Here is a 19,919-nt window from a genome sequence, read left to right as displayed (position 1 = left end):
CCCTGACATTACAGGTTCTTGACGAAATTGGAAAGCCCTTGTGGTGCATCGAAATATAATGCGGGCAAGGCCCCTTCAAACTCACCCGGCAGAGGCGCTTCTGGGCGAATCAATACGGGTGTACACCCTGAATTGAGCGCGCATTCCAGATCGACCCTGGCATCGCCGACAAACCAAACGTCGGCTCCCGGCGCGACTTGGCTGCCGTCCAAAGCCATAAAAACCGGATCGGCAGCAGGTTTGTCGCGGGGCGCATCCATGGCCCCAATGATCTGGCCAAAATGCCGGTCCCAGCCCAGCTGTTGCGCCTCGGCGCGCAAAAGATTGCCGGTCTTGTTGCTGACGACCCCCAGATAGATGCCTCGAGCGTCCAGTTGAGCAAGCATTTCTGCGGCCCCCAATAAGGGCGTTAGACGCTCAAGATGGATGGATTCAAAATGAGCGTAAAAGGCCTTGCCCGCCGCTTCCCACTGATCGCCGAAAATTTCGGGAAAGCTGTCGCGCATGGATTTCGCCACCCGCGTTTTGGTTTCCTCAAAGGTCCATTCGGGCACATCAAATTGGCGAAACGTTGTGTTCAGGGCATCTTGAATGACCACCCAACTGTCGACCAAGGTGTTGTCCCAGTCAAAGATGATGGCCTTGGGATGGGCAAAGGCCGGGGCATTCATAATGGAGAGCCTTGTTGCAAATAGGCCCCATACCATTCAATAAGCTGCTGACAAAACGGTCCACACGCGCCTTCGCCTATCGGTATGTCGTCAATCTGAACCACCGGGCGCACCATCAAGGTCGACGACGTGGTGAAGGCTTCACGTGCCGCTTTGGCCTCAGTCACGCTGAACGCCCGCTCGACCACCTTCAAGCCGTTTTGCGCGGCCAGTTTCAAGATCGTTTGGCGGGTGATGCCCCCCAAAATCGCCGTGTCGGCGTGACGCGTGATCAGCAATCCGTCTGCACTGACGATCCAAGCGTTCGAACCCGATCCTTCGGTGACGTGATCCGTTTCATCCACCAGCCACGCTTCCCCTGCCCCTTGAAGGTGCGCAGCGGTTTTGCTCATCACCCCGGCCGCCAGTTGTACGGTTTTGATATCGCAGCGTTTCCAGCGCAGATCTGGCGTGGTGATCACTTTGATGCCTTGAAGTGCGGCTTGGATGTTAAACGGTTTGAGACGTTTGGCGGTCATCACGACGGTCGGTTCAATGCCAACCGGCGCGGTGAAGTCGCGTTTGGCAACTCCCCGGGTGATTTGCAGATAAAGCCCGCCATAGGTGATCTTATTGAGGCGCAAAAGATGACGCATGACCACTTTCAGGGCCGCACGACTCATGGGTTCGGGAATAGCCAGCTCGGCCAAAGACCGCTCCATGCGATCTAAATGGCCCTCTTCGTCGATGAGGGTTCCACCTTGAACGGCAAACACTTCATAGATGGCGTCGCCAAATTGAAAACCCCGATCTTCGATGTGCACAAAGGCATTGCCATGCAGGACATAACGCCCATTAACGTAAGACGTTGCCATTTAGAAATACTCAAGCTGGACGGAGAACATTTTTTCAACCTGGGAAATGATATCGCTTGCGGCAAACACCACCACCCGGTCCTTGGCGCGAATGACCGTATTGCCGCGCGGGCTGATGACCACATCGTCGCGCACCACGGCACCAATCACCATACCTGCCGGCAGGTCAGCTTCTTTCAGCGGTTTGCCGACCATCGGCGATGTTTCCAACGCTTCGGCTTCAATCAATTCGCCAAAACCTTCGCCCAGCGTGTGGACCGAATGAATACGCCCCCGGCGCACATGCTGGATGATCGTCGAAACGGTGATGTTGCGCGGGTCAACCACCACATCAATACCCAACGACCCGATCAAGGTTTCGTATTCGCCCTTGTTGATCAATGTGATGGCGCGCTTGGCCCCTTCGCGCTTGGCCAACAGTGACGACAAAATGTTAATCTCGTCATCGTTGGTCACCGCGATCACGGTTTCCGTCATCGCCACGTTGGCTTCTTCCATAATTTGTTTGTCCAGCGCATCGCCTTGAATAACCATGGTCTTTTTCAAGCGACTGGCACACAGACTGGCCCGTTCCGGGCTCCATTCGATAAGCCTGACGTTGTAATGGTTGTCGGAGGCTTCCAACTCTTCGGCCAAAAACAAACCGATATTGCCGCCACCAAAGATGACCAAACGGCGGGCTTCTTGCTCATCATGGCCAAATGCCGCCATGGCGCGGTCTTGTTTTTCCGCATCGACGACAAAATACACGCTGTCGCCCGGCATCATCTGGCTGTCGGCATCGGGCAGGACAAATTCGCCGTCTCGAACCAAACCGATGACGGTGATGGACAGGTCCGGAAACAGCTGGGTGATTTGACGCAAAGGCGTGTTGAGCAAAGGACAAGCTGCTCCACAGCGCACCCCCAACAGCTTGACCTTATGATCGACCAAGGGGATCATTTCAAACGCACCTGGAACCGTCAAACGGCGTTGAATGGCGCGCGCGACCTCAATTTCCGGGGAAATGATCACATCAATGGGCATGTGTTCGCGGGAAAACAAATTGGCCCACATGGGTTGCAAATAAGCCTGAGCGCGGATGCGCGCGATCTTGGTCGGCACGCCAAACAACGAATGCGCCACCTGACACGCCACCATATTGGCTTCGTCGGCGGCGGTCACGGCGATGATCATATCCGCGTCCGCGGTTCCGGCCCGTTCCAAAATATCGGGACGCGAAGCGTGACCGATCACCCCTTGTACATCCAAGGTGTCGGAAATCCGCCGCACCAGTTCCGGTGACTGATCAATCACGGTGACGTCATTGTTTTCACGCGATAAATGCTGTGCAATGTGGAACCCCACCTGCCCAGCGCCGCAGACGACAACTTTCATGCCAAGAACCTTTCGACTCGTTTAAGCCATTGATCAGCGTTCCGCTGAACGCTCACCGTTCGCTCATTCAACTTTCTTCGCCCCATCCTCACCGCCAAGCCCTAAGGACTTCAGTTTTCGATGCAGGGCAGACCGTTCCATACCGACAAATTCGGCCGTGCGCGAGATATTACCGTCAAATCGGGTGATTTGGGCGTGCAAATAATCGCGTTCAAAGGTTTCACGGGCTTGTTTCAGCGCCAAGCCCATCACTTCACTACCGCCATTCACCCCCGCAGCGGCCAGAGAACCGGACAGCACTTCGCTGGGTAAGCTTTCTGCCCGGATCGGATCGTTGGTGCCGCCCGGTGCCATAATCAGCAACCGTTCGATGATGTTTTTCAATTCCCGCACATTGCCCGGCCAGTCATGGGCCTGCAACGCGGCGATGGCGTCTTCGGACAGCACGCGGCGCGGCTGCCCCGAACGACGCGACGCCTGGCCGATAAAGTGCGCGGCCAGCATCGGAATGTCTTCGCGGCGCGCCTTCAGCGGCGGCACCTGTATGGGCACAACGGACAAGCGATAATACAAATCTTCGCGAAAGTGTCCGGCGCTGATTTCGTCTTGAATGGAACGCGTCGCGCTGGCGACAACCCGCACGTCGACCTCGACTTTGGTGGTGCCGCCGACCCGCTCGAAAATTTGTTCTTGCAGCACGCGAACAATCTTCCCCTGGGTTTCCAAGGGCATATCGGTCACTTCATCGAGAAACAGCGTGCCCATGTGCGCGGCTTCAAAATAGCCCACCTTGCGCCCGCCTTCATTGTCTTCCGCCGGCGTTTCGGTGCCGAACAGTTCAATTTCCAGACGTCCCGGTTCCATGGTGGCGCAGTTGACCACCACAAACGGCGCCGCCGCACGCGCGGATCGGTCATGTAGCATACGCGCCACAACCTCTTTGCCGCATCCGCTGGGTCCCGAAATCAGCACCCGCGAATTGGCCGGAGCCACCCGTTCGATGGCTTGACGCACATGGGAAATGGCCGAAGACGTGCCGACCAAGGTGTCGTCGGCATCGGTGCGCAGCCGCAATTCTTCGTTTTCACGTCGCAAACGGGCCGCTTCGATGGCGCGGCGCACCACCATGATCATGCGATCCGATTTAAACGGCTTTTCGATGAAGTCATAGGCGCCGTCTTTCAACGCTTTCACGGCGGTTTCGATGGTGCCGTGACCGCTCATCATCACCACCGGCAGATTGGGGTGGCGTTTTTTTACAGCCGCCAGGATTTGCAGGCCGTCCATTTGACTGCCTTGCAGCCAAATGTCGAGCAAGATCAGGCTGGGGCGGCGCGTTTCGATCATCTCGAACGCTTGCGCATCGGAACCGGCTTCGCGCGGTTTGAAGCCTTCATCTTCCAAAATTCCAGCGACCAAAGAGCGGATATCCGCTTCATCGTCAACAATGAGAATGTCCTGGCCCATGATGCCCCTACTCGCCAGCTTGCGCGACAGTGTCGTCGGCTTGTTTGGTGTCAACGCCCTGTGTGTTTTGAGGGTCGTTAGCGTTTAGCGTATCTTGTGGCGGCAGCGTCAAGATGACCCGCGCCCCGCCTTCTGGTCTGTTTTCAAGTATCAGATCACCGCCATGATCTTCCATGATTTTCTTCACAATCGCGAGCCCCAAACCCGTGCCCTTGGCGCGCGTGGTCACGTAAGGTTCCGTCAAGCGCACCAAATCCGTCTCGGGAAGCCCGGTTCCGTTGTCTTCCACGACAATGGTCGTACGAAATCCTTGCAGGGTGTTTTGTTGCGACAAAACAAACTTTATGGCTCCGGGTTGGGCCTGCTCGCCCTCATTTTCCATGCGTTCGCTCACCGACTCGGAAGCGTTTTTCAAGACATTGGTCAAAACCCGAGATATTTGCTGCGCATCACACTCGATCTTGACGTCGTGTTCAGGCAGTTCGTCTTCCAGCTGTATGCTTTGAGAGCGGTTCCGTTCCAAAAACAGAGTTTGGCGGCACAGCTCCGACAGATTTTCCGGCTTCAGCACGGCCTGAGGCATGCGCGAAAAGGATGAAAACTCATCAACCATACGGCCCAAATCTTCAACTTGGCGAATGATGGTGTCGGTGCAGGTTACAAACGTTTCCGGATCGTCGACAATTTGCTTCAAGTATTTGCGTTTCAGGCGTTCCGCCGCCAACTGGATGGGGGTCAGCGGATTTTTGATTTCATGAGCGATGCGCCGCGCCACCCCGGACCAAGCGGCTTTGCGTTGTGCCGATTGCAGTTCCGTAATGTCGTCAAAGGTCAAAACATAGCCAAACACAGCGCCTTCCAACTGCTCGGCGGCGACCGAAACGATCAAGGCGCGGGCGTGGCCGTCGCGGGTGATGGTCACTTCCGATTGCGCAATGCGTTCGGGGTGATCCATGGCAAGCGCCACAACTTCAGCCATTTCCGGAGCCACCTGAGCCAGGTGCAAGCCACAGGCCTCTTGCAAATCCGTGCCCAACAACATACTGGCTGTGCGATTGGGCAGGTTGATGCGGCCATCCGTATCCAAACCGACAACCCCCGCAGACACCCCCGACAACACCGTTTCGGTAAACCGACGGCGTTCATCCAAGGTTCGGTTCATCTGCATCAAGCCCTCTTGCTGCGCCTCAAGCTGACTGGTCATGGCGTTGAAGGCCAATGACAAGGAACCGATTTCACCAATGGTGTCGTCAATCGGCACACGGTGTTCCAGATCCCCCGATGAAACCCGGTCTGCGGCCTCAATCAAATTGGAAATGGGTCGCGCCATTTGGTTGGCCAAGGTCATTCCGATCCACACCGCTGCCAACAACAACAGCAGAGAAACCAGGGCAAAAATGGCGACAAAGCTGACCTGGATTTTACCGCTGCTTTCTTCCAGACGCAGATAGGTCTGTGACGCCGTGCGCACGCTTTCCATATTGCTCAGCACCTTGGCGTCGACAAAGCGCCCCACCAGCAAATAAGCGCTGATATAACGTTCCAATCGCACCAGGGCGCGGACTTGGTCGGCGTTGGGCGCTGTGAGGATCACCAATTCGCCCCGATCCGCGCGTTCCAGCGCCCCTGGCGGCATGCGGCCGATTTCCAACGATAAAATGGAATATTCTGATCGCGCCATGATTTGCCCGCTGCCATCCAAAACAGTGGCTTCGGTCAAGTTGCGCTCGATTGCATGTTTGGATAACGCCCGTTCCAACAAACGGGAATTGGCCGAAAGGACCGCCTGATCGCGGTTCAGGTCATTGGCCATGGCCAACACGTCAGCGCGAATATTTTGAATGTGTTCGTCAAAATACGCACTGGCCACGGCTTGCGAAGCATCAACGGCGGTGCGCACCCGTTCGCTGAACCACGCGTTGAAGCCGAAATTCAAAAACAGCGCGGCGAAGATCGTCACCAAAATGGCCGGCGTCACCGCCAGCAGGGAAAACATCACCACCAAACGCACATGCAACGCGGCACCCGCCATGCCTTCCCGACGCTGCACCCACATCCGCACCAATCGATGCGCAATCACCAGTGCCAACAGCAAGAAAATAACCAAATCCGCGGCCAACAGGATCTGAAGTGTGACGGGATCAGGGGTGCCGGTGCCGCTCGACGTGCCCGTCAACAGTCCAAACGTCGCAATGCCCAAGCCGATGGCGCAACTCGCCAGCACAAACGCCAAACGACGGCTGACCAACACGCGCGAGAGCTTGTCGCGCCAACTTTTGTCGGCAGGGTAGGATTGAGTTGAAGGTGGCTTGTTCATAAAAGCTCTTTCAACACCTGAGCGTCAATTCATCAACATTATTTTGTCACGCCCCGCACAACGGGAATATCCAAATCACGAATTTTTTTGCGCAACGTATTGCGATTTAAGCCCAAAACATCTGCGGCACGAACCTGGTTGCCACGTGTCGCATCCAACGTCAACTGCAACAACGGACGCTCCACCTCGCGCAGAATGCGATCATAAAGCCCCGGAGATGGCAGACTGTCGCCGTGAGCATCAAAATAGGCTTTCACGTGGCGCTCAACCGACTGCGACAAACCACCTTCGTCGTGGTCGGGCGTGCTGGGAGGCGCTTCCGCCAATTCCAGGTCGATGGTCTCTAAGCTCACCTCTTCTTCCGCACACAGCGCGGCCAAGCGTTTGACCATGTTTTCCAGTTCGCGCACGTTGCCGGGCCAGGTGTGGCGCTTTAAGCGCTCCATCGCTTTGGGGGCGATGGTTTTCCACGGCAACCCTTCCGACGCCGCTTGGGCGAGAAAATGGCGGATCAACTCAGGCACGTCCTCAACGCGTTCGCGCAAGGCCGGCAAGCGAACCGGGGCAACGTTCAAGCGGAAATACAGATCTTCGCGGAAAATACCTTGGCGAATGAGCTGTTTTAAATCGCGGTGGGTGGCGGCAATGATGCGCACGTTGGTTTTGATCGGTGTGCGCCCGCCGACCGTCGTGTATTCGCCTTCTTGCAGCACCCGCAACAGCCGCGTTTGCGCTTCCAATGGCATATCGCCGATTTCATCCAAGAACAACGTCCCGCCTTGGGCCTGTTCAAAGCGTCCGACGCTGCGGTTGGTGGCCCCCGTAAACGCGCCTTTTTCATGACCGAACAGCTCTGATTCGATCAAATCGCGCGGGATTGCCGCCATGTTGACGGCCACAAACGGTTTGTTGCGCCGGGCGCCATACTCATGCAAAGCACGTGCGACCAGCTCTTTACCGGTACCGGACTCGCCGCTGATGATCACCGACAAGTCCGTGCGCATCAAACGCGCAATCGAGCGATAGATCGCCTGCATCGCCACGGATCGACCGATCAACGGCAAGCCTTCTTCGTCATCGGGATGCTGGGTCATCGGCTTGGCGGGCTTACTGGCCTCAAGCCCTCTGCGAACAACAGACACCACCTCATTGATATCAAAAGGTTTTGGCAGGTATTCAAAAGCGCCGCGTTCGGCGGCCTTGACGGCTGTAAGGATGGTGGTTTGCGCGCTCATGACGATGATGCGCAAGTTGGGCCGCAGCTTCAAAATACGCGGCACCAGATCGAGACCATTTTCGTCCGGCATAACCACATCGGTGATGACCAAATCGCCGTCGCCCGCCGACACCCAGTTCCACAGCGTCGAAGCATTCGACGTGGTGCGCACCCGATAGCCAGCCCGGGTCAGGGCTTGTTCCAGCACCGTGCGGATGGAGGCATCGTCGTCGGCGATCAAAATGGTGGAGCCAGCACTCATGCGTCAAAGTTTCCTTGATTTGTAGGGGCACCGACGGGCTCGTTCAACTCTTCCGCAGGCAATGGTTCTTTAGACATGGGCAAAAGCAGGCGAAATTCCGTGCGACCGGGCCTGCTTTTAAAATCAATGACGCCACCGTTGTCGCCGACAATTTTAGCCACCAAAGCCAACCCCAATCCGGTACCTTTGGGCTTGGTGGTGACAAACGGGTCAAACAGATGATCATGCATTTCGGGTGTAATGCCGGGACCGTTGTCTTCGATGGTCACCGACATGGGCAGATGCACACGGCTCATGGAGCCCGGCATGGCAAACCGCACGCCGTGTTGGTAGGACGTTTTCATGCGCACTTCGCCGCCCTCTTCAGGCACCGCTTCACAGGCATTTTTAATCAGATTCAAAAACACCTGGATCAATTGATCGCGATTTCCCGATACCGGCGGCAGCGACGGATCGTATTCGGCCATAAAACGCACATGCTTGCCAAAACCGTTTTCGGCGATGCGCCGAACCCGGTCGAGCACCTGATGAATGTTCACCGGACCGCTTTTGATGGGGGCGCTTTCGGACAAGACTTCCATGCGCTCCACCAAAACCTTGATGCGATCGACTTCGTCCTGGATCAGCTGGGTGAGTTCTTGATCGGCTTCAGAAGCGTTCGTTTCCAACAACTGTGCGGCACCGCGAATGCCGGATAACGGGTTTTTGACTTCATGAGCCATCATGGCCGACATCGCCGCAATCGAACGGGTGGCTTCTCTGTGGGTCAAACGATGGTCGATTTGATCAGCGATGGCGCGTTCTTGAAAAGACAACACCACCGCACCCGTGACTTCGATCATCGGTGCAGCTTGAACATTGACCAAACGCAAACCGGTTTTGGGGGTATCCAAGGTCAAACCGTGTTCGGTGATGGCGCTCATACCGCCGCGCACCTGCCCGATCAATTCAAAAACGGGACTGTCGCTGGGCAGCAAATCGGTGATGGTGGCGTGTGACAGGCTTGAACGACTGCGGGCGAACAATTGCTCGGCGGCGGCGTTGGCGTACAGCAAATTGTCATCGCCAGCGATCACCAAAACGGCGCTTCCCAGGGCGTTGAGGATCGCGCCCGGCTCAAAACACGCATTGTTGGTGGAGCGCGTCGGCAGAAACTGAAAAACGCGTTTTCCCATTTACGCAGCCTTGCTTTTGGTGTTGGAAGCTTGCGCGTCCGGCGTAATGCCCAGCTCAATCAACGGTTCGAAAAAAGCGCGAATAAAGTCGGGAACACCCAACGGATCATTACACGTAAACACCTCAGAACGAAACTCAGCAGACCCCGGCAAGCCTTTGGAATACCACGCAATATGCTTGCGCATATTGCGCATCCCCAGCTCTTTACCATAGTGCGACAGCATGGTGTCGTAATGGCGCAAGATGATGTTCATTTGATCTTCCAAACTGGGGTCGGGCATCCTTTCGCCGGTTTTAAGGAAGTGCTCGATTTGCGACGGGAACCACGGCCGTCCATAGGTGCCGCGGCCAATCATCACGCCGTCGGCATGGGAGCTTTGAAACATCACTTCGGCATCATCAAACGTGTTGATGTCGCCATTGCCCGTCACGGGAATGGAGACACTGTCTTTGACTTCACCGATAAAGTCCCAATCGGCGTGCCCGCGATACATTTGACAGCGGGTTCGGCCATGAACCACCAACGACTGAATGCCGCATTCTTGGGCGATGCGCGCCAAATTCGGGGCGTTACGGTTGGCGTCGTCCCAGCCCGTGCGCATTTTCAAGGTGACCGGCAGACTGACCGCTTTCACGGCGGCTTCCATAATGCGTCCCGCCAGCAGTTCGTCCTTCATCAGGGCCGAACCGGAATAATGGTTCACCACCTTTTTCGCCGGACAGCCCATGTTGAGGTCGATAATCGCCGCGCCGCGGTCTTCGTTCAGTTTGGCCGCCTCGGCCACATCTTCAGGATTGGTGCCCGCCAACTGGACCGCCATAGGGAACTCGTCGGCGCACCCCGTAGACATGCGGAGCGTCTTTTTATTGGCGTAAATCATGGCCTTGGATGCAATCATCTCCGACACCACCAAGCCCACGCCAAAGGATTTGACCAGGCGTCGATAGGGCATGTCGGTGACGCCCGCCATGGGTGCCAGCATGACATTGCTGCTCAGTTCAACGGGGCCTATGGAATAGCGCATGGGTTAAAAGTCCGAGAAATAGGAAAGCTGCCCATTTATTGTGCAAATCCAGGCAAATAGCAAGGCATAGAATGCCTCCTGCCCTAAATACAGGCGACGCCTAAAAAATATGAAAAAAATGGGGGAAGAAGCGATTAAGCCAAGAACACGTCGGTGACGACCTTGACCCCCAAATAACCCAGTGTCAGCAACAGGTAAGCCAACAACACCAAACGCGCCGCGCGCCGCCCGCGCATGCCGGTTTTATGATGGGCATACAACAGAGCGCCAATAACGACAAACGTCAGCACGCTCAACACCGTCTTGTGATTAAACGTCAACAACCGTCCGACCGCCTGATATTCGGCCGCCATGCCGGTGACGAGGCCTAAGGCCAAAATCCCTTCCCCCCATCCCAACAGGCGCACGGTGAGAAATTCACAATCGGCCACGGACGGCAATTTGTGCGTCAGCGTGGTCGGGCGCTTGGTTTTCAATGCCCGTTCTTGCAAAAATGCCGCCAAGGCCGCCACCGCTGCGATGGTCACCAGCCCATAAGTCACCACCGACACGGTGATGTGCAAGATCAGCCAGGCATCGGCAGCTCCGGTGTCGAACATGCGGGTGGGCGCTTGCAAGCCCAAGATTCCGATCCCCATCATATAAGGGGCGATCAGCGGCGTCAGACGCCAAACCTCTTTGACTGACCAAGACAGCATGGCAAACACGGCCATGGTCACCGCAACGGTCAGCCACAGTGCCACCCCAAGGCTTTCTTGCCACATGCCCGACGTGAGCGCCAAAGCCCACGTCCCGGTGCCCAAAACAGCCAAAACGATGGCCGTCCAATGGGCAAAATCAGGCTGTGCGTCCTTGCGGTGCACCACCAAGGCGGCGGGCAACAGGGAAAAAATGGCGATCAGGTTATACATCAAGCTTTGAGACATGGTCGCATTGTTTGCCTCAATGGCGTTCAGATGCAAGCGAAATGGTTTGGAAATAAACACCTAAGTGTTAGTTTACGCACAATATCGGCGTTCGGGTGAACGCCAAAGAGTTCAGCTTGAGGTTTCAACACCATGATCAAAACGGTAGCCCTGGTGGTTGCGGCGGGACGCGGACAGCGCTTTGGCGGAGATTTACCCAAGCAATACGCGCCCCTGGCCGGACACACGGTGTTGTACCACACGGTTTCACGCCTGTTGGCGCACCCTGCCATCGATGCGGTTAAGTGTGTCATTCATAGCGATGACATAGACCTTTATGGACAAGCCGTAGAGGGTCTGGACCTGCTTGATCCTGTATTCGGCGGTGCAACCCGACAAGATTCGGTGCGCTTGGGCCTGCAAAGCCTGACGGAACAAAATCCTGAGCTGGTGTTGATCCACGATGCCGCCCGCCCCTTTGTCGGTACCGCGTTGATCGACGGCGTGATCCACGCACTCGCCTCGCATAAAGGTGCCCTGCCCGCCGTCGCCGTCGCCGACACGTTAAAACGCGGCCAAGATGGTGAAATTGTCGAAACGGTGGCCCGGCACGGTCTTTATCGCGCCCAAACCCCACAAGGCTTTCACTTTAAAGACATTTTAGCTGCACACAATGAATTCAGTCGTGTTCAAAACGCCCCTGAGATCACCGATGACGCCCAGTTGTTTGAACTGGCAGAGCTCCGCGTCGTTCTGACCCCGGGCGATGAAGATAATTTTAAAATCACCACCCAAGAGGACATGATGCGCGCCCATAACCAATTGTCTGCACATGAGGCTGCCGTTTATGAGTTTCGCACCGGTCAAGGCTTTGACGTTCACCGTTTTGGCCCCGGAACAGCGGTGACGTTGTGCGGCGTCGGGGTGGCCCACAGCCAAGGCTTGGAAGGCCATTCAGATGCCGATGTGGCGCTCCACGCCCTCACCGATGCGCTGTTGGGGGCTATCGGTGCCGGCGATATTGGACAGCACTTTCCGCCGACGGAGGCAAAATGGAAAGGCGCCGCTTCGCACCTTTTTGTCGCCCATGCTCGCGACCTCATTCACGAACGCGGGGGGGAGATCGTCAATGTCGACATCACGTTGATTTGTGAAGCCCCTAAAATCGGCCCTCATCGCGAAGCAATGGTTGCCAAGATTGCGGACATCTTGAACCTTGCGCCGGATCGCGTATCGGTCAAAGCCACCACCACCGAAGGCCTTGGGTTTACCGGGCGACGTGAAGGGATCGGTGCGCAAGCTCTGGCCACCGTACGCACTCTGCGGTAACTAAATTACCCAAATGTCTAGCTGGTGTAAGTTCATGATTTGAATTACTATAATTCATCGGAAATACCAATGAACACCACAGAGTGGTCTGTATTTTTGTGTTTTTTTGGTAAGGCAAAAAACAAATCAACGAGTTGGATACATAATGGAAAAATTTTCCTTTGATAAGGTCGATATTTTACTCATCGAACCGGATCGAACTGTCCGTATGGCTATTCGCAACATCCTTGTTGATAATGGCTTTAGAAATGTAACCATTGGCTCTGGCATTGCTGATATTGAAACCAAGCTGCGCATCGGCACGCCCGACTTGTTGATTTCCGAGATCAAACTCGAAGATGGCAATTTAAACGCTTTTGTTTATGGCTTGCGCCACCATGCCGTCGGCAGCAACCCCTTTTTACCGATTATCGCCACCATGTGGTCGCCCACCACCGAAGATGTGCGCGCCATCATTCAGGCGGGTGCCGACGACATCATCACAAAACCCTTGTCTGCAGGGCAAATTTTGCAACGCATCAAAGGGTTGGTCAATGCGCGCAAACCCTTTGTGGTCACCAGCCGCTATATTGGACCCGATCGTCGCAAACCCGGCGAGGATCATGACCGCGGCGAAAAGATCCACCCCATTCAAGTTCCCAACACGTTGCGCGCCAAGGCCATTGGCGACAAATCCATGAGTGTGGAGCAAATCCAACGTGAAATTGACGTCTGCATCAAAAAAGTCAATTTGGAAAAACTCGAACGTCACGCCACCCAACTCACGTGGTTGGTTGAGCGCATTTTGCCTGCCCTTGAGCGCGGTGCACCGACCGAAGACACCACCAAAATGTTACAGCGCCTGAACTATGTCAGCGAAGACTCGTCTCGGCGCATGGTTGGCACGCCCTACGCCCATGTGGGTGATTTGATCCACTCTTTGACCAACGTGACCCAGCGCATCCTTGAAGCTGGAAACGCCCCGTTGCCCAAAGATATCGATTTGCTCAAACCCCTGACACAAGCCATTGAGCGGGGCTTTGGTACGCACAATAGCAAAGACACCGAAACCGCCCGCGAAATTACCAAAACCATCAAGATGTAGATTTTAGGTTACGAAGTCTCGTGAACAATCCACCTTAAAAAGTCCGGGTTGCCGTCTTGTATGTCCAGGGCCACGATGCACGGACAGTCATAACTGTGTAAGTCTTGAATGCGTCGGGTGAGTTGGGGCACCAGGCTCTTTTGGGTTTTGAAAACAACCACCGCCTCCGCGTCTTCGACAATGCCCCCTTCCCACCAATAAACCGACTGCACCCCGTCCATCACGTTGGCACACGCCACAAGGCGTTCTTTGACAAGGGTTCTGGCCAGGTCCAAGGCTGCTTCACGATTTGGCGCCGTTACATAAATCCATTGCAATGCTTCCAGTTGCGTCGCGCGTTGACTATTTTCCGTTTTCATAAGTTATCCCCAGCTTGCCCCAAATTGTCATTATTGTGAAACACCCAACTTTTAACGTACCATAGGGCACCGATTGATCAATCAGCCCTATCTTAAGGAGCCTGCGCCCATGCAAGCGCACAGCGAAACCGCCAAAGTGACAAGAAAAGACACGAAGTCGAAAGACAAAGGCATGGGGGCACCTTCAACGGCACAACGGGCCTGGCTTAGCCGCGGGCTCAACCAAGCGGGTGGCAAATTGCCCCTGTTCGATTCCCAAGGCCAACAAGTCTGTGAACGCACGGTGCACAGCTGCATCGAAAAAGGCTGGGCGGAACCTTGGTTTTCTAACCCCTTAAAACCCGATTGGATTGTCTGCAAGCTGACCGATGCGGGTCGCGCTGCATTAACGTAATTGCGGTACGGCATAAAACGCCCCCGCAGAGCCATTCTGCAGGGGCGTTTTTTTGTGTCTATGCCCGTCCCCAATCCAGGGGTGATGTGAGGGGGGAGGAGGATTGAACCGGAAACGGGCACCTTATCTGTTCACATGAGGCGTTGCGTCCAAGAATCCAATCACCATTTCTTGAACACCCCATTTAACTTCGCGTGCAGTTTTATCGTTGCTTTTACAAAACAAAGTTTCGATCAAAGACGAAGCGAAGGGTCAAATGCGCCGACTGAAGGCCACACGCCCCATACAATGGGGGCCCAAAAAAACCCTTTCAATCGACCATTTCGACATCGACATAACCTTGTTCGATGGCATAGCGCAAAGCTTCAAAAGCTTTTTTCGTTTCTTCGTAGGATTCTCTGTGGGACCGAAGTTGGTTCACTTCGCCTTGATCCAACGGCTCCCCTTTGTCCGTGGCTGCTGCCCGAAACGCGGCTTCAAGATAGCGAGTCCGTGCCCGCGCGATGGCAACGGCGAAGGCCAACACGGTATCTTTGTTCAAAGCCGGAATTCGTTTGTGGATGATTTCACGGTTGGCAATGCGAATGCCTTGCTCAATATCATTGAGAAACCGTTTTTGGTTCATCATTTTTTTGTAATCGTCAGTGTGTTCTTCACTCATGGACGCGCTTCCCTGAACCGCTGTATCGAGGAGATGGATACTTCATCATAATTGAGACTTCTAAACGAAATCATAATGCGTTTTGTTCACCATATATATGCATTCGGGCGAATTTTTCCAAATTGAGAATGCGGCTGTGATCACCGTCACAGCGTCACGAGTGCAATCGCGTCAGTATAAGATTGTGGATTGGCTCACTGTGAGCCTTTCCCTTCCCTCAAGAGCACAAACTCAGCCGACTGCGTGAAAACGCAGTCGGTTTTTTTTGCTTATTGAAAATCGCTGTGAACGCAATATGTACATGCGCAAAAATCAATTATATTACATAAATTGTATATGACAGAAGACGGCTTCAGCTGGATCGTCTCGTTTTTGAACGGCCTAAAGGATTAAGTCCCTGCAATTTGCGAATTCCATTGATGTGTCCGGCCACCCTTCTCTTGAAGTGGGTGCGCGTCAGAGCATTTACGTCATCGACGGCGAAGCGGAGCGGGTCAACAAAATCCGTAAGGCGCTGGGGGCGTTGTACGTCTTGTCCCCCTTCACAAACGGGCGCGCCGCTCTTGACGCCATGCGCAAAAACAATCCGGACGTGGTTTTGGTTGATGAGCACACCCTGCGCACCCAAGGCGGTGGCGTTCACCGCACCAAGTGCACCGACAACAGCCTCAAGCACATCCCGTTTATCATCATGTCGGACACGCAAAGCGGGCCCTTTATCGCCGGTGATGGCAGCGGGGCTGCGGATCACTTTCTCAAACGCCCCATTCGTATCGAACAGTTGGTCAATCGCATTGACGCCTGTGTCGGCCAACGGGTGGAACAGTCCTGGAAAGCCCTGCCCAAACCCATCGGAACCGCCCTGCACGACACATTGATTCAATTTGACGATATTGCCAAAGCCGTCGCCAACAACACGCCACTGGACCGCAAGGCCGTTTCTGCCAGTTGCAATCCCTTGGTCGCGTGTGTCCAAGACGACCAGCACAAACTCATTTTAAAAGGGCTCCGCGACCACAGCAATTACACTTACGTGCATTCCATGCGCGTGGCCGTGTTTATGGCGGTCTTCGCCAAAGCCTATAACGTCAGCACAGACGAAATGAACCAATTGGCGATTGGCGGATTTTTACACGATGTCGGCAAAATGGCGCTGTCACAGCAGTTGGTCAACAAAACCGGCGATTTGGATAAAAACGAATTTTCGGCTTTGCGCGAACATGCCCAGTTTTCGCAAGACATCGTGCAGAGCATTGACGGCATTCATGACGCCGTTCGGGTGATTGTCGAACAACACCACGAACGTCTGGATGGTTCGGGCTACCCCAATCAATTGCAAGGCGCACAAATCAACGAATTGGGGCGCATGTCGGCGATTGCCGATACGTTCGCCACGCTGACGGACATCCGTCCGTTAAAACGCGCCTTTGCCCCCAATGTCGCGTTCGCCATCATGGAGCAGCAACCTTTTGCCTTGGACCAGCGCTTGGTGAAACTGTTCCGCGCCGCCATTGAAGACTAAGAGCAGAAACAAATAAAGAGCTGAACCCTAAGGCTCAGCTCTTTATTTTGGTCGGAGCGACAGGATTTGAACCTGCGACCCCTTGACCCCCAGTCAAGTGCGCTACCAGGCTGCGCTACGCTCCGACAATCTGATTTAGATAATCTCTCAAGATCTTAAGAGAGGACCAGAATCGGCGCGAATATACGCGCTGGTCCGGCATGTTGCAACGGCTCAAGCGTCAAGAAACCGATTTTTTCAAATGATCGCGAATATCTTCCAATTCGCGCACCAAAACAGCCAATCCGGCAAGGTCGAAAGACGGCTGAAGGGAGGGCTCAGCGCGGTTATTTTCGATATGGGCTTGATCAGCGGGGGCCGCCTCGACGGAGGCCACGGGTGCCGGGGTTGTGTCTGAAGCGCTCAGGTTATTCAATCCACCGCTGCTGAGCAGCTTCTGCACCCCTTTGATGGTGTACCCGTCAAAATGCAGCAAAGCCTTGATGGCGCGCAACAGTTCAACGTCTTCGGGGCGATAATAGCGCCGCCCCCCGCCCCGCTTCATGGGCGAAATTTGTTTGAATTTGGTTTCCCAAAACCGCAACACATGCTGAGGCAAATCAAGTTCATCCGCAACCTCACTGATGGTGCGAAAGGCCTGGGTAGATTTTTGCGTCCGCTCTGACTTAGGGGATTGGTCCACTGTTTTTTTTACCCGTGAAAAATTAAACTCGTGTCTTTGATACACAAGTCATGCAGGCCGACACCCATCGTCCCGACAAACATGGTCCGGACTGGTGTCGCCCGTTTTTCAAAAAACTACGGCACACGCTTCGCGTTGATCCGTGCCTTCATGACTTGAGACGGGCGAAACACCAAAACCTTGCGCGGAAGAATGGGCACTTCCTCACCGGTTTTGGGATTACGACCGATGCGCTGCCCCTTTTGACGGACAGAAAAACTGCCAAAGGATGAAATCTTCACGGTTTCATCGGACGACAGAGCATCAGACATCATCGACAACACGGTTTCCAACAGGTCCGCAGACTCGTTGCGAGACAGGCCAACCTCTTGGTAAACGGCTTCGCTGAGCTGCGCCCGTGTGATGGTACGGTTCGTCATCCAAACACCCCTTTTCAATATTTAAGACCAAAGGGTATAACGGCGAACAAAAGCCGTCAATATCAAAGGGATGGAAGAAACGATTGAAATTCAGGTCGGGCCACCCTAGAGCACCTAAAATGGTGCAGCGCAAACAGAGCACGAGCGAAGGCAAAGGGCGCCGTTTTACCAGCGTACCAGCGCAGCACCCCAGGTCAAACCACCGCCCATGGCTTCCATCAACACCAATTGACCTTTCTGAATGCGCCCGTCGCGCACCGCTTCATCCAACGCCAAGGGCACGGATGCCGCCGATGTGTTGGCGTGACGTTCGACCGTGATGACGACTTGGTCTTCGCGGAGTCCCAATTTGCGCGCGGTCCCATCCAGAATGCGTTTGTTGGCCTGATGGGGCACCAACCAATCGATATCGGATTGGGTATAACCATTGGCGCTCAACGCTTCGACCACTACGGAAGCCAAGTTTGTGACGGCATGACGAAACACTTCACGGCCCAGCATCCGCAAATGACCGACCTGTTTGTTGGTACCGGGGCCACCATCGACATATAAAAGATCGCGCAGCTTGCCATCGGAATGCAAATGCGTGGACAAAATGCCGACCGGCTCGCCCGCGCCGACTTCCTCGGCTTGCACCACCACCGCGCCCGCGCCGTCACCGAACAAAACGCAGGTGCCGCGATCGCTCCAATCGAGAATACGGCTCATGACCTCTGCGCCAATGACCAAAACGGTCTTTGCCTGGCCAGCACGAATAAAGTTATCGGCCACCGCCAAGGCATAGACGAAACCGGAACAAACCGCCTGAATGTCAAACGCCGCCCCGCCTTCCATGCCCAACATGGCTTGGACCTTGGTCGCCGTTGACGGAAAGGTGTTGTCCGGCGTGGTCGTCGCAACAATCACAAGATCGAGGTCTTTGGCGCTGATTCCGGCGGCTTCCAAGGCGTTTTCCGCCGCTTGAAAGGCCAGAACCGACGTGGTTTCACCTTCTCGTGCAATGCGTCGTTCCCGAATGCCGGTGCGATCGACGATCCAGTCATCACTGGTGTCAATGGTTTCGGCCAACTGTTCGTTGGTGACCACCTGATCGGGCAAGTGAGAACCTGTACCGATAATACGGGAGCAATAAGACATCAATCTTCCGGAGTTGTGAGGGACATGGAGTGGTGTTCGGAACTGAACCGAGCATAGTCTTCCTTGATGCCCTCATTCAACTGATCTGTGACCAATTCGTGCGCAGCCTTAATGGCATAGCAAAAACCCAAGCCATCCGTCCCGCCGTGGCTCTTGATACAGATGCCACCCAGTCCCAAAAACATGGCCCCGTTGTAGCGACGCGGGTCGAATCGGTTGCGAAAAGAATCAATGGCGGGCTTGGCGATGAAGGCGCCGATCTTGCCCAGGGTCGATTTCATCAGTTCTTGCTTCAAGGCCCCGGCGAACAATTTGGCCGTGCCTTCGACGGTTTTCAGGGCGACGTTACCGGTAAACCCATCGGTGACGATCACGTCAACCGTCCCCTTGCCGATGTCGTCGCCTTCGACGAAACCGTAAAAATCGATGGGCAATTTTGTTTCGCTGAGGATCGCTGCGGCCTGTTTGACCGAGTCGTTGCCTTTTAAGACCTCGGTCCCGACGTTGAGGATACCGATGGACGGCTTGTCGATGTGCAAGACGTTGCGGGCGTACACTTCGCCCATAACCGCGAATTGCACCAAATTTTCGGCGTCACATTGAATGTTTGCGCCCAAATCGAGCATCACGCTTTCGCCCTTCATATTGGGCAGTAGTGATGCGATGGCCGGACGATCAATGCCCGGAAGCGTTTTCAGCACGAATTTGGCCATCGCCATCAACGCACCGGTATTGCCCGCCGACACCACCCCATCCGCTTCGTGGGTGCCAACGGCATCAATGGCTTTGCGCATAGACGATTTTCGCCCGGAGCGCAAAGCGACACCGGGCTTTTCTTCGCTGCTGACGACGTCGTCGCAGTGGCGCAAGTCTATTCTCGCCGACAACCGTTTATGCTTTTCCAGCAACGGAACAAGCTGTTCCGAACGCCCGAAAACAATAAACCTGACATTGGGCAAATCGCGAAGAGCCAGATCCATACCCTCAACGACCATATTCGGCGCGTTGTCACCGCCCATGGCGTCTATCGAGAGGGTAATGGTTTGCGGCACGATGCGCTTC

Annotated in this window: 19 protein-coding genes and 1 tRNA gene; 4 read left to right on the top strand and 16 right to left on the bottom strand. The window is 54.9% G+C overall.

Annotation, left to right across the window (positions count from 1 at the left end; translation table 11 throughout):
- Positions 1 to 8: 8 nt before the first annotated feature.
- From BEN30_RS15045 to BEN30_RS15005, 9 genes are all read right to left on the bottom strand, one after another.
- Positions 9 to 671 (bottom strand): HAD family hydrolase, encoded by a 663-nt coding sequence (locus tag BEN30_RS15045; RefSeq protein WP_069959136.1) that lies wholly within the window; start codon positions 669 to 671, stop codon positions 9 to 11.
- Complete coding sequence (locus tag BEN30_RS15040) at positions 668 to 1,525, bottom strand: D-amino-acid transaminase (RefSeq protein WP_069959135.1); 858 nt, start codon at positions 1,523 to 1,525, stop codon at positions 668 to 670. The genes BEN30_RS15045 and BEN30_RS15040 overlap by 4 nt, the downstream gene beginning before the upstream one ends.
- Positions 1,526 to 2,902, bottom strand: coding sequence for a Trk system potassium transporter TrkA (trkA, locus tag BEN30_RS15035; protein ID WP_069959134.1), 1,377 nt, complete (start codon positions 2,900 to 2,902; stop codon positions 1,526 to 1,528).
- Between the two features lie 63 nt (positions 2,903 to 2,965).
- Positions 2,966 to 4,369, bottom strand: a complete 1,404-nt coding sequence (gene ntrX, locus BEN30_RS15030) for a nitrogen assimilation response regulator NtrX (RefSeq protein ID WP_069959133.1) — start codon at positions 4,367 to 4,369, stop codon at positions 2,966 to 2,968.
- A gap of 7 nt (positions 4,370 to 4,376) precedes the next feature.
- On the bottom strand, positions 4,377 to 6,686 hold the full coding sequence (locus BEN30_RS15025; protein WP_069959132.1) for a sensor histidine kinase NtrY-like: 2,310 nt from the start codon (positions 6,684 to 6,686) through the stop codon (positions 4,377 to 4,379).
- 38 nt (positions 6,687 to 6,724) lie between these two features.
- On the bottom strand, positions 6,725 to 8,164 hold the full coding sequence (gene ntrC / locus BEN30_RS15020; RefSeq protein ID WP_069959131.1) for a nitrogen regulation protein NR(I): 1,440 nt from the start codon (positions 8,162 to 8,164) through the stop codon (positions 6,725 to 6,727).
- A complete protein-coding gene (locus BEN30_RS15015; RefSeq protein WP_084005626.1) occupies positions 8,161 to 9,339 on the bottom strand; it encodes a two-component system sensor histidine kinase NtrB in 1,179 nt (392 codons plus the stop codon). Before BEN30_RS15015 ends, ntrC begins: the two co-directional genes overlap by 4 nt.
- On the bottom strand, positions 9,340 to 10,365 hold the full coding sequence (gene dusB, locus BEN30_RS15010; RefSeq protein ID WP_069959130.1) for a tRNA dihydrouridine synthase DusB: 1,026 nt from the start codon (positions 10,363 to 10,365) through the stop codon (positions 9,340 to 9,342).
- Positions 10,366 to 10,499: 134 nt separating this feature from the next.
- Positions 10,500 to 11,291 carry a cytochrome C assembly family protein gene (locus BEN30_RS15005; protein ID WP_069959192.1) on the bottom strand — a complete coding sequence of 264 codons (792 nt, stop codon included), beginning with the start codon at positions 11,289 to 11,291 and terminating at the stop codon, positions 10,500 to 10,502.
- Between the two features lie 132 nt (positions 11,292 to 11,423).
- On the opposite strand from BEN30_RS15005, the gene BEN30_RS15000 reads away from it, so the two are divergent.
- Entirely contained in the window at positions 11,424 to 12,599 is a 1,176-nt protein-coding gene (locus BEN30_RS15000; RefSeq protein WP_069959129.1) for a bifunctional 2-C-methyl-D-erythritol 4-phosphate cytidylyltransferase/2-C-methyl-D-erythritol 2,4-cyclodiphosphate synthase, read from the top strand.
- Between the two features lie 145 nt (positions 12,600 to 12,744).
- Positions 12,745 to 13,683, top strand: coding sequence for a response regulator (locus tag BEN30_RS14995; protein ID WP_069959128.1), 939 nt, complete (start codon positions 12,745 to 12,747; stop codon positions 13,681 to 13,683).
- Between the two features lie 8 nt (positions 13,684 to 13,691).
- Here the strand turns inward: BEN30_RS14995 and cutA are convergent, their stop codons facing one another.
- Positions 13,692 to 14,042, bottom strand: coding sequence for a divalent-cation tolerance protein CutA (cutA, locus tag BEN30_RS14990; protein WP_069959127.1), 351 nt, complete (start codon positions 14,040 to 14,042; stop codon positions 13,692 to 13,694).
- A gap of 109 nt (positions 14,043 to 14,151) precedes the next feature.
- Here cutA and BEN30_RS14985 point away from each other — a divergent pair, with 109 nt between their 5' ends.
- Positions 14,152 to 14,436, top strand: coding sequence for a hypothetical protein (locus tag BEN30_RS14985; RefSeq protein WP_407655976.1), 285 nt, complete (start codon positions 14,152 to 14,154; stop codon positions 14,434 to 14,436).
- A 310-nt stretch (positions 14,437 to 14,746) separates the two neighbouring features.
- Here BEN30_RS14985 and BEN30_RS14980 read toward each other — a convergent pair whose 3' ends face one another.
- Complete coding sequence (locus BEN30_RS14980; protein WP_069959126.1) at positions 14,747 to 15,097, bottom strand: hypothetical protein; 351 nt, start codon at positions 15,095 to 15,097, stop codon at positions 14,747 to 14,749.
- Positions 15,098 to 15,518: 421 nt separating this feature from the next.
- Here BEN30_RS14980 and BEN30_RS14975 point away from each other — a divergent pair, with 421 nt between their 5' ends.
- The gene (locus BEN30_RS14975; RefSeq protein ID WP_069959125.1) at positions 15,519 to 16,619 is read left to right on the top strand and encodes a response regulator; all 1,101 of its coding nucleotides are present in this window, start codon (positions 15,519 to 15,521) and stop codon (positions 16,617 to 16,619) included.
- A 48-nt stretch (positions 16,620 to 16,667) separates the two neighbouring features.
- On the opposite strand, the gene BEN30_RS14970 is transcribed toward BEN30_RS14975, so the two are convergent.
- The 5 genes from BEN30_RS14970 to plsX all read right to left on the bottom strand — a co-directional run bounded on the left by BEN30_RS14970 (position 16,668) and on the right by plsX (position 19,909).
- Positions 16,668 to 16,744: transfer RNA gene (locus BEN30_RS14970), tRNA-Pro, on the bottom strand.
- A gap of 95 nt (positions 16,745 to 16,839) precedes the next feature.
- Entirely contained in the window at positions 16,840 to 17,301 is a 462-nt protein-coding gene (locus BEN30_RS18065) for a MerR family transcriptional regulator (protein ID WP_084005625.1), read from the bottom strand.
- A gap of 116 nt (positions 17,302 to 17,417) precedes the next feature.
- Entirely contained in the window at positions 17,418 to 17,720 is a 303-nt protein-coding gene (gene ihfA, locus BEN30_RS14960; RefSeq protein WP_069959124.1) for an integration host factor subunit alpha, read from the bottom strand.
- Positions 17,721 to 17,885: 165 nt separating this feature from the next.
- The gene (locus BEN30_RS14955) at positions 17,886 to 18,857 is read right to left on the bottom strand and encodes a beta-ketoacyl-ACP synthase III (protein WP_069959123.1); all 972 of its coding nucleotides are present in this window, start codon (positions 18,855 to 18,857) and stop codon (positions 17,886 to 17,888) included.
- A complete protein-coding gene (gene plsX / locus BEN30_RS14950; protein ID WP_069959122.1) occupies positions 18,857 to 19,909 on the bottom strand; it encodes a phosphate acyltransferase PlsX in 1,053 nt (350 codons plus the stop codon). Before plsX ends, BEN30_RS14955 begins: the two co-directional genes overlap by 1 nt.
- Between the last annotated feature and the right edge of the window lie 10 nt (positions 19,910 to 19,919).

It is taken from the genome of Magnetovibrio blakemorei, assembly GCF_001746755.1.
GTDB classification, from domain to species: Bacteria; Pseudomonadota; Alphaproteobacteria; order Rhodospirillales; family Magnetovibrionaceae; genus Magnetovibrio; species Magnetovibrio blakemorei.
This window is presented reverse-complemented; position numbering and strand designations above follow the sequence as displayed.

Bases quoted from the DNA above. Each gene is read 5' to 3' on its own strand.
- BEN30_RS14985 (WP_407655976.1), top strand. From the start codon at position 14,152: ATGCAAGCGCACAGCGAAACCGCCAAAGTGACAAGAAAAGACACGAAG.
- BEN30_RS14980 (WP_069959126.1), bottom strand. From the start codon at position 15,097: ATGAGTGAAGAACACACTGACGATTACAAAAAAATGATGAACCAAAAA.
- BEN30_RS15015 (WP_084005626.1), bottom strand. From the start codon at position 9,339: ATGGGAAAACGCGTTTTTCAGTTTCTGCCGACGCGCTCCACCAACAAT.
- BEN30_RS15000 (WP_069959129.1), top strand. From the start codon at position 11,424: ATGATCAAAACGGTAGCCCTGGTGGTTGCGGCGGGACGCGGACAGCGC.
- BEN30_RS15025 (WP_069959132.1), bottom strand. From the start codon at position 6,686: ATGAACAAGCCACCTTCAACTCAATCCTACCCTGCCGACAAAAGTTGG.
- ntrC (WP_069959131.1), bottom strand. From the start codon at position 8,164: ATGAGTGCTGGCTCCACCATTTTGATCGCCGACGACGATGCCTCCATC.
- BEN30_RS15040 (WP_069959135.1), bottom strand. From the start codon at position 1,525: ATGGCAACGTCTTACGTTAATGGGCGTTATGTCCTGCATGGCAATGCC.
- trkA (WP_069959134.1), bottom strand. From the start codon at position 2,902: ATGAAAGTTGTCGTCTGCGGCGCTGGGCAGGTGGGGTTCCACATTGCA.
- BEN30_RS14955 (WP_069959123.1), bottom strand. From the start codon at position 18,857: ATGTCTTATTGCTCCCGTATTATCGGTACAGGTTCTCACTTGCCCGAT.
- BEN30_RS14995 (WP_069959128.1), top strand. From the start codon at position 12,745: ATGGAAAAATTTTCCTTTGATAAGGTCGATATTTTACTCATCGAACCG.
- BEN30_RS15045 (WP_069959136.1), bottom strand. From the start codon at position 671: ATGAATGCCCCGGCCTTTGCCCATCCCAAGGCCATCATCTTTGACTGG.
- dusB (WP_069959130.1), bottom strand. From the start codon at position 10,365: ATGCGCTATTCCATAGGCCCCGTTGAACTGAGCAGCAATGTCATGCTG.
- cutA (WP_069959127.1), bottom strand. From the start codon at position 14,042: ATGAAAACGGAAAATAGTCAACGCGCGACGCAACTGGAAGCATTGCAA.
- ihfA (WP_069959124.1), bottom strand. From the start codon at position 17,720: ATGACGAACCGTACCATCACACGGGCGCAGCTCAGCGAAGCCGTTTAC.
- ntrX (WP_069959133.1), bottom strand. From the start codon at position 4,369: ATGGGCCAGGACATTCTCATTGTTGACGATGAAGCGGATATCCGCTCT.
- BEN30_RS15005 (WP_069959192.1), bottom strand. From the start codon at position 11,291: ATGTCTCAAAGCTTGATGTATAACCTGATCGCCATTTTTTCCCTGTTG.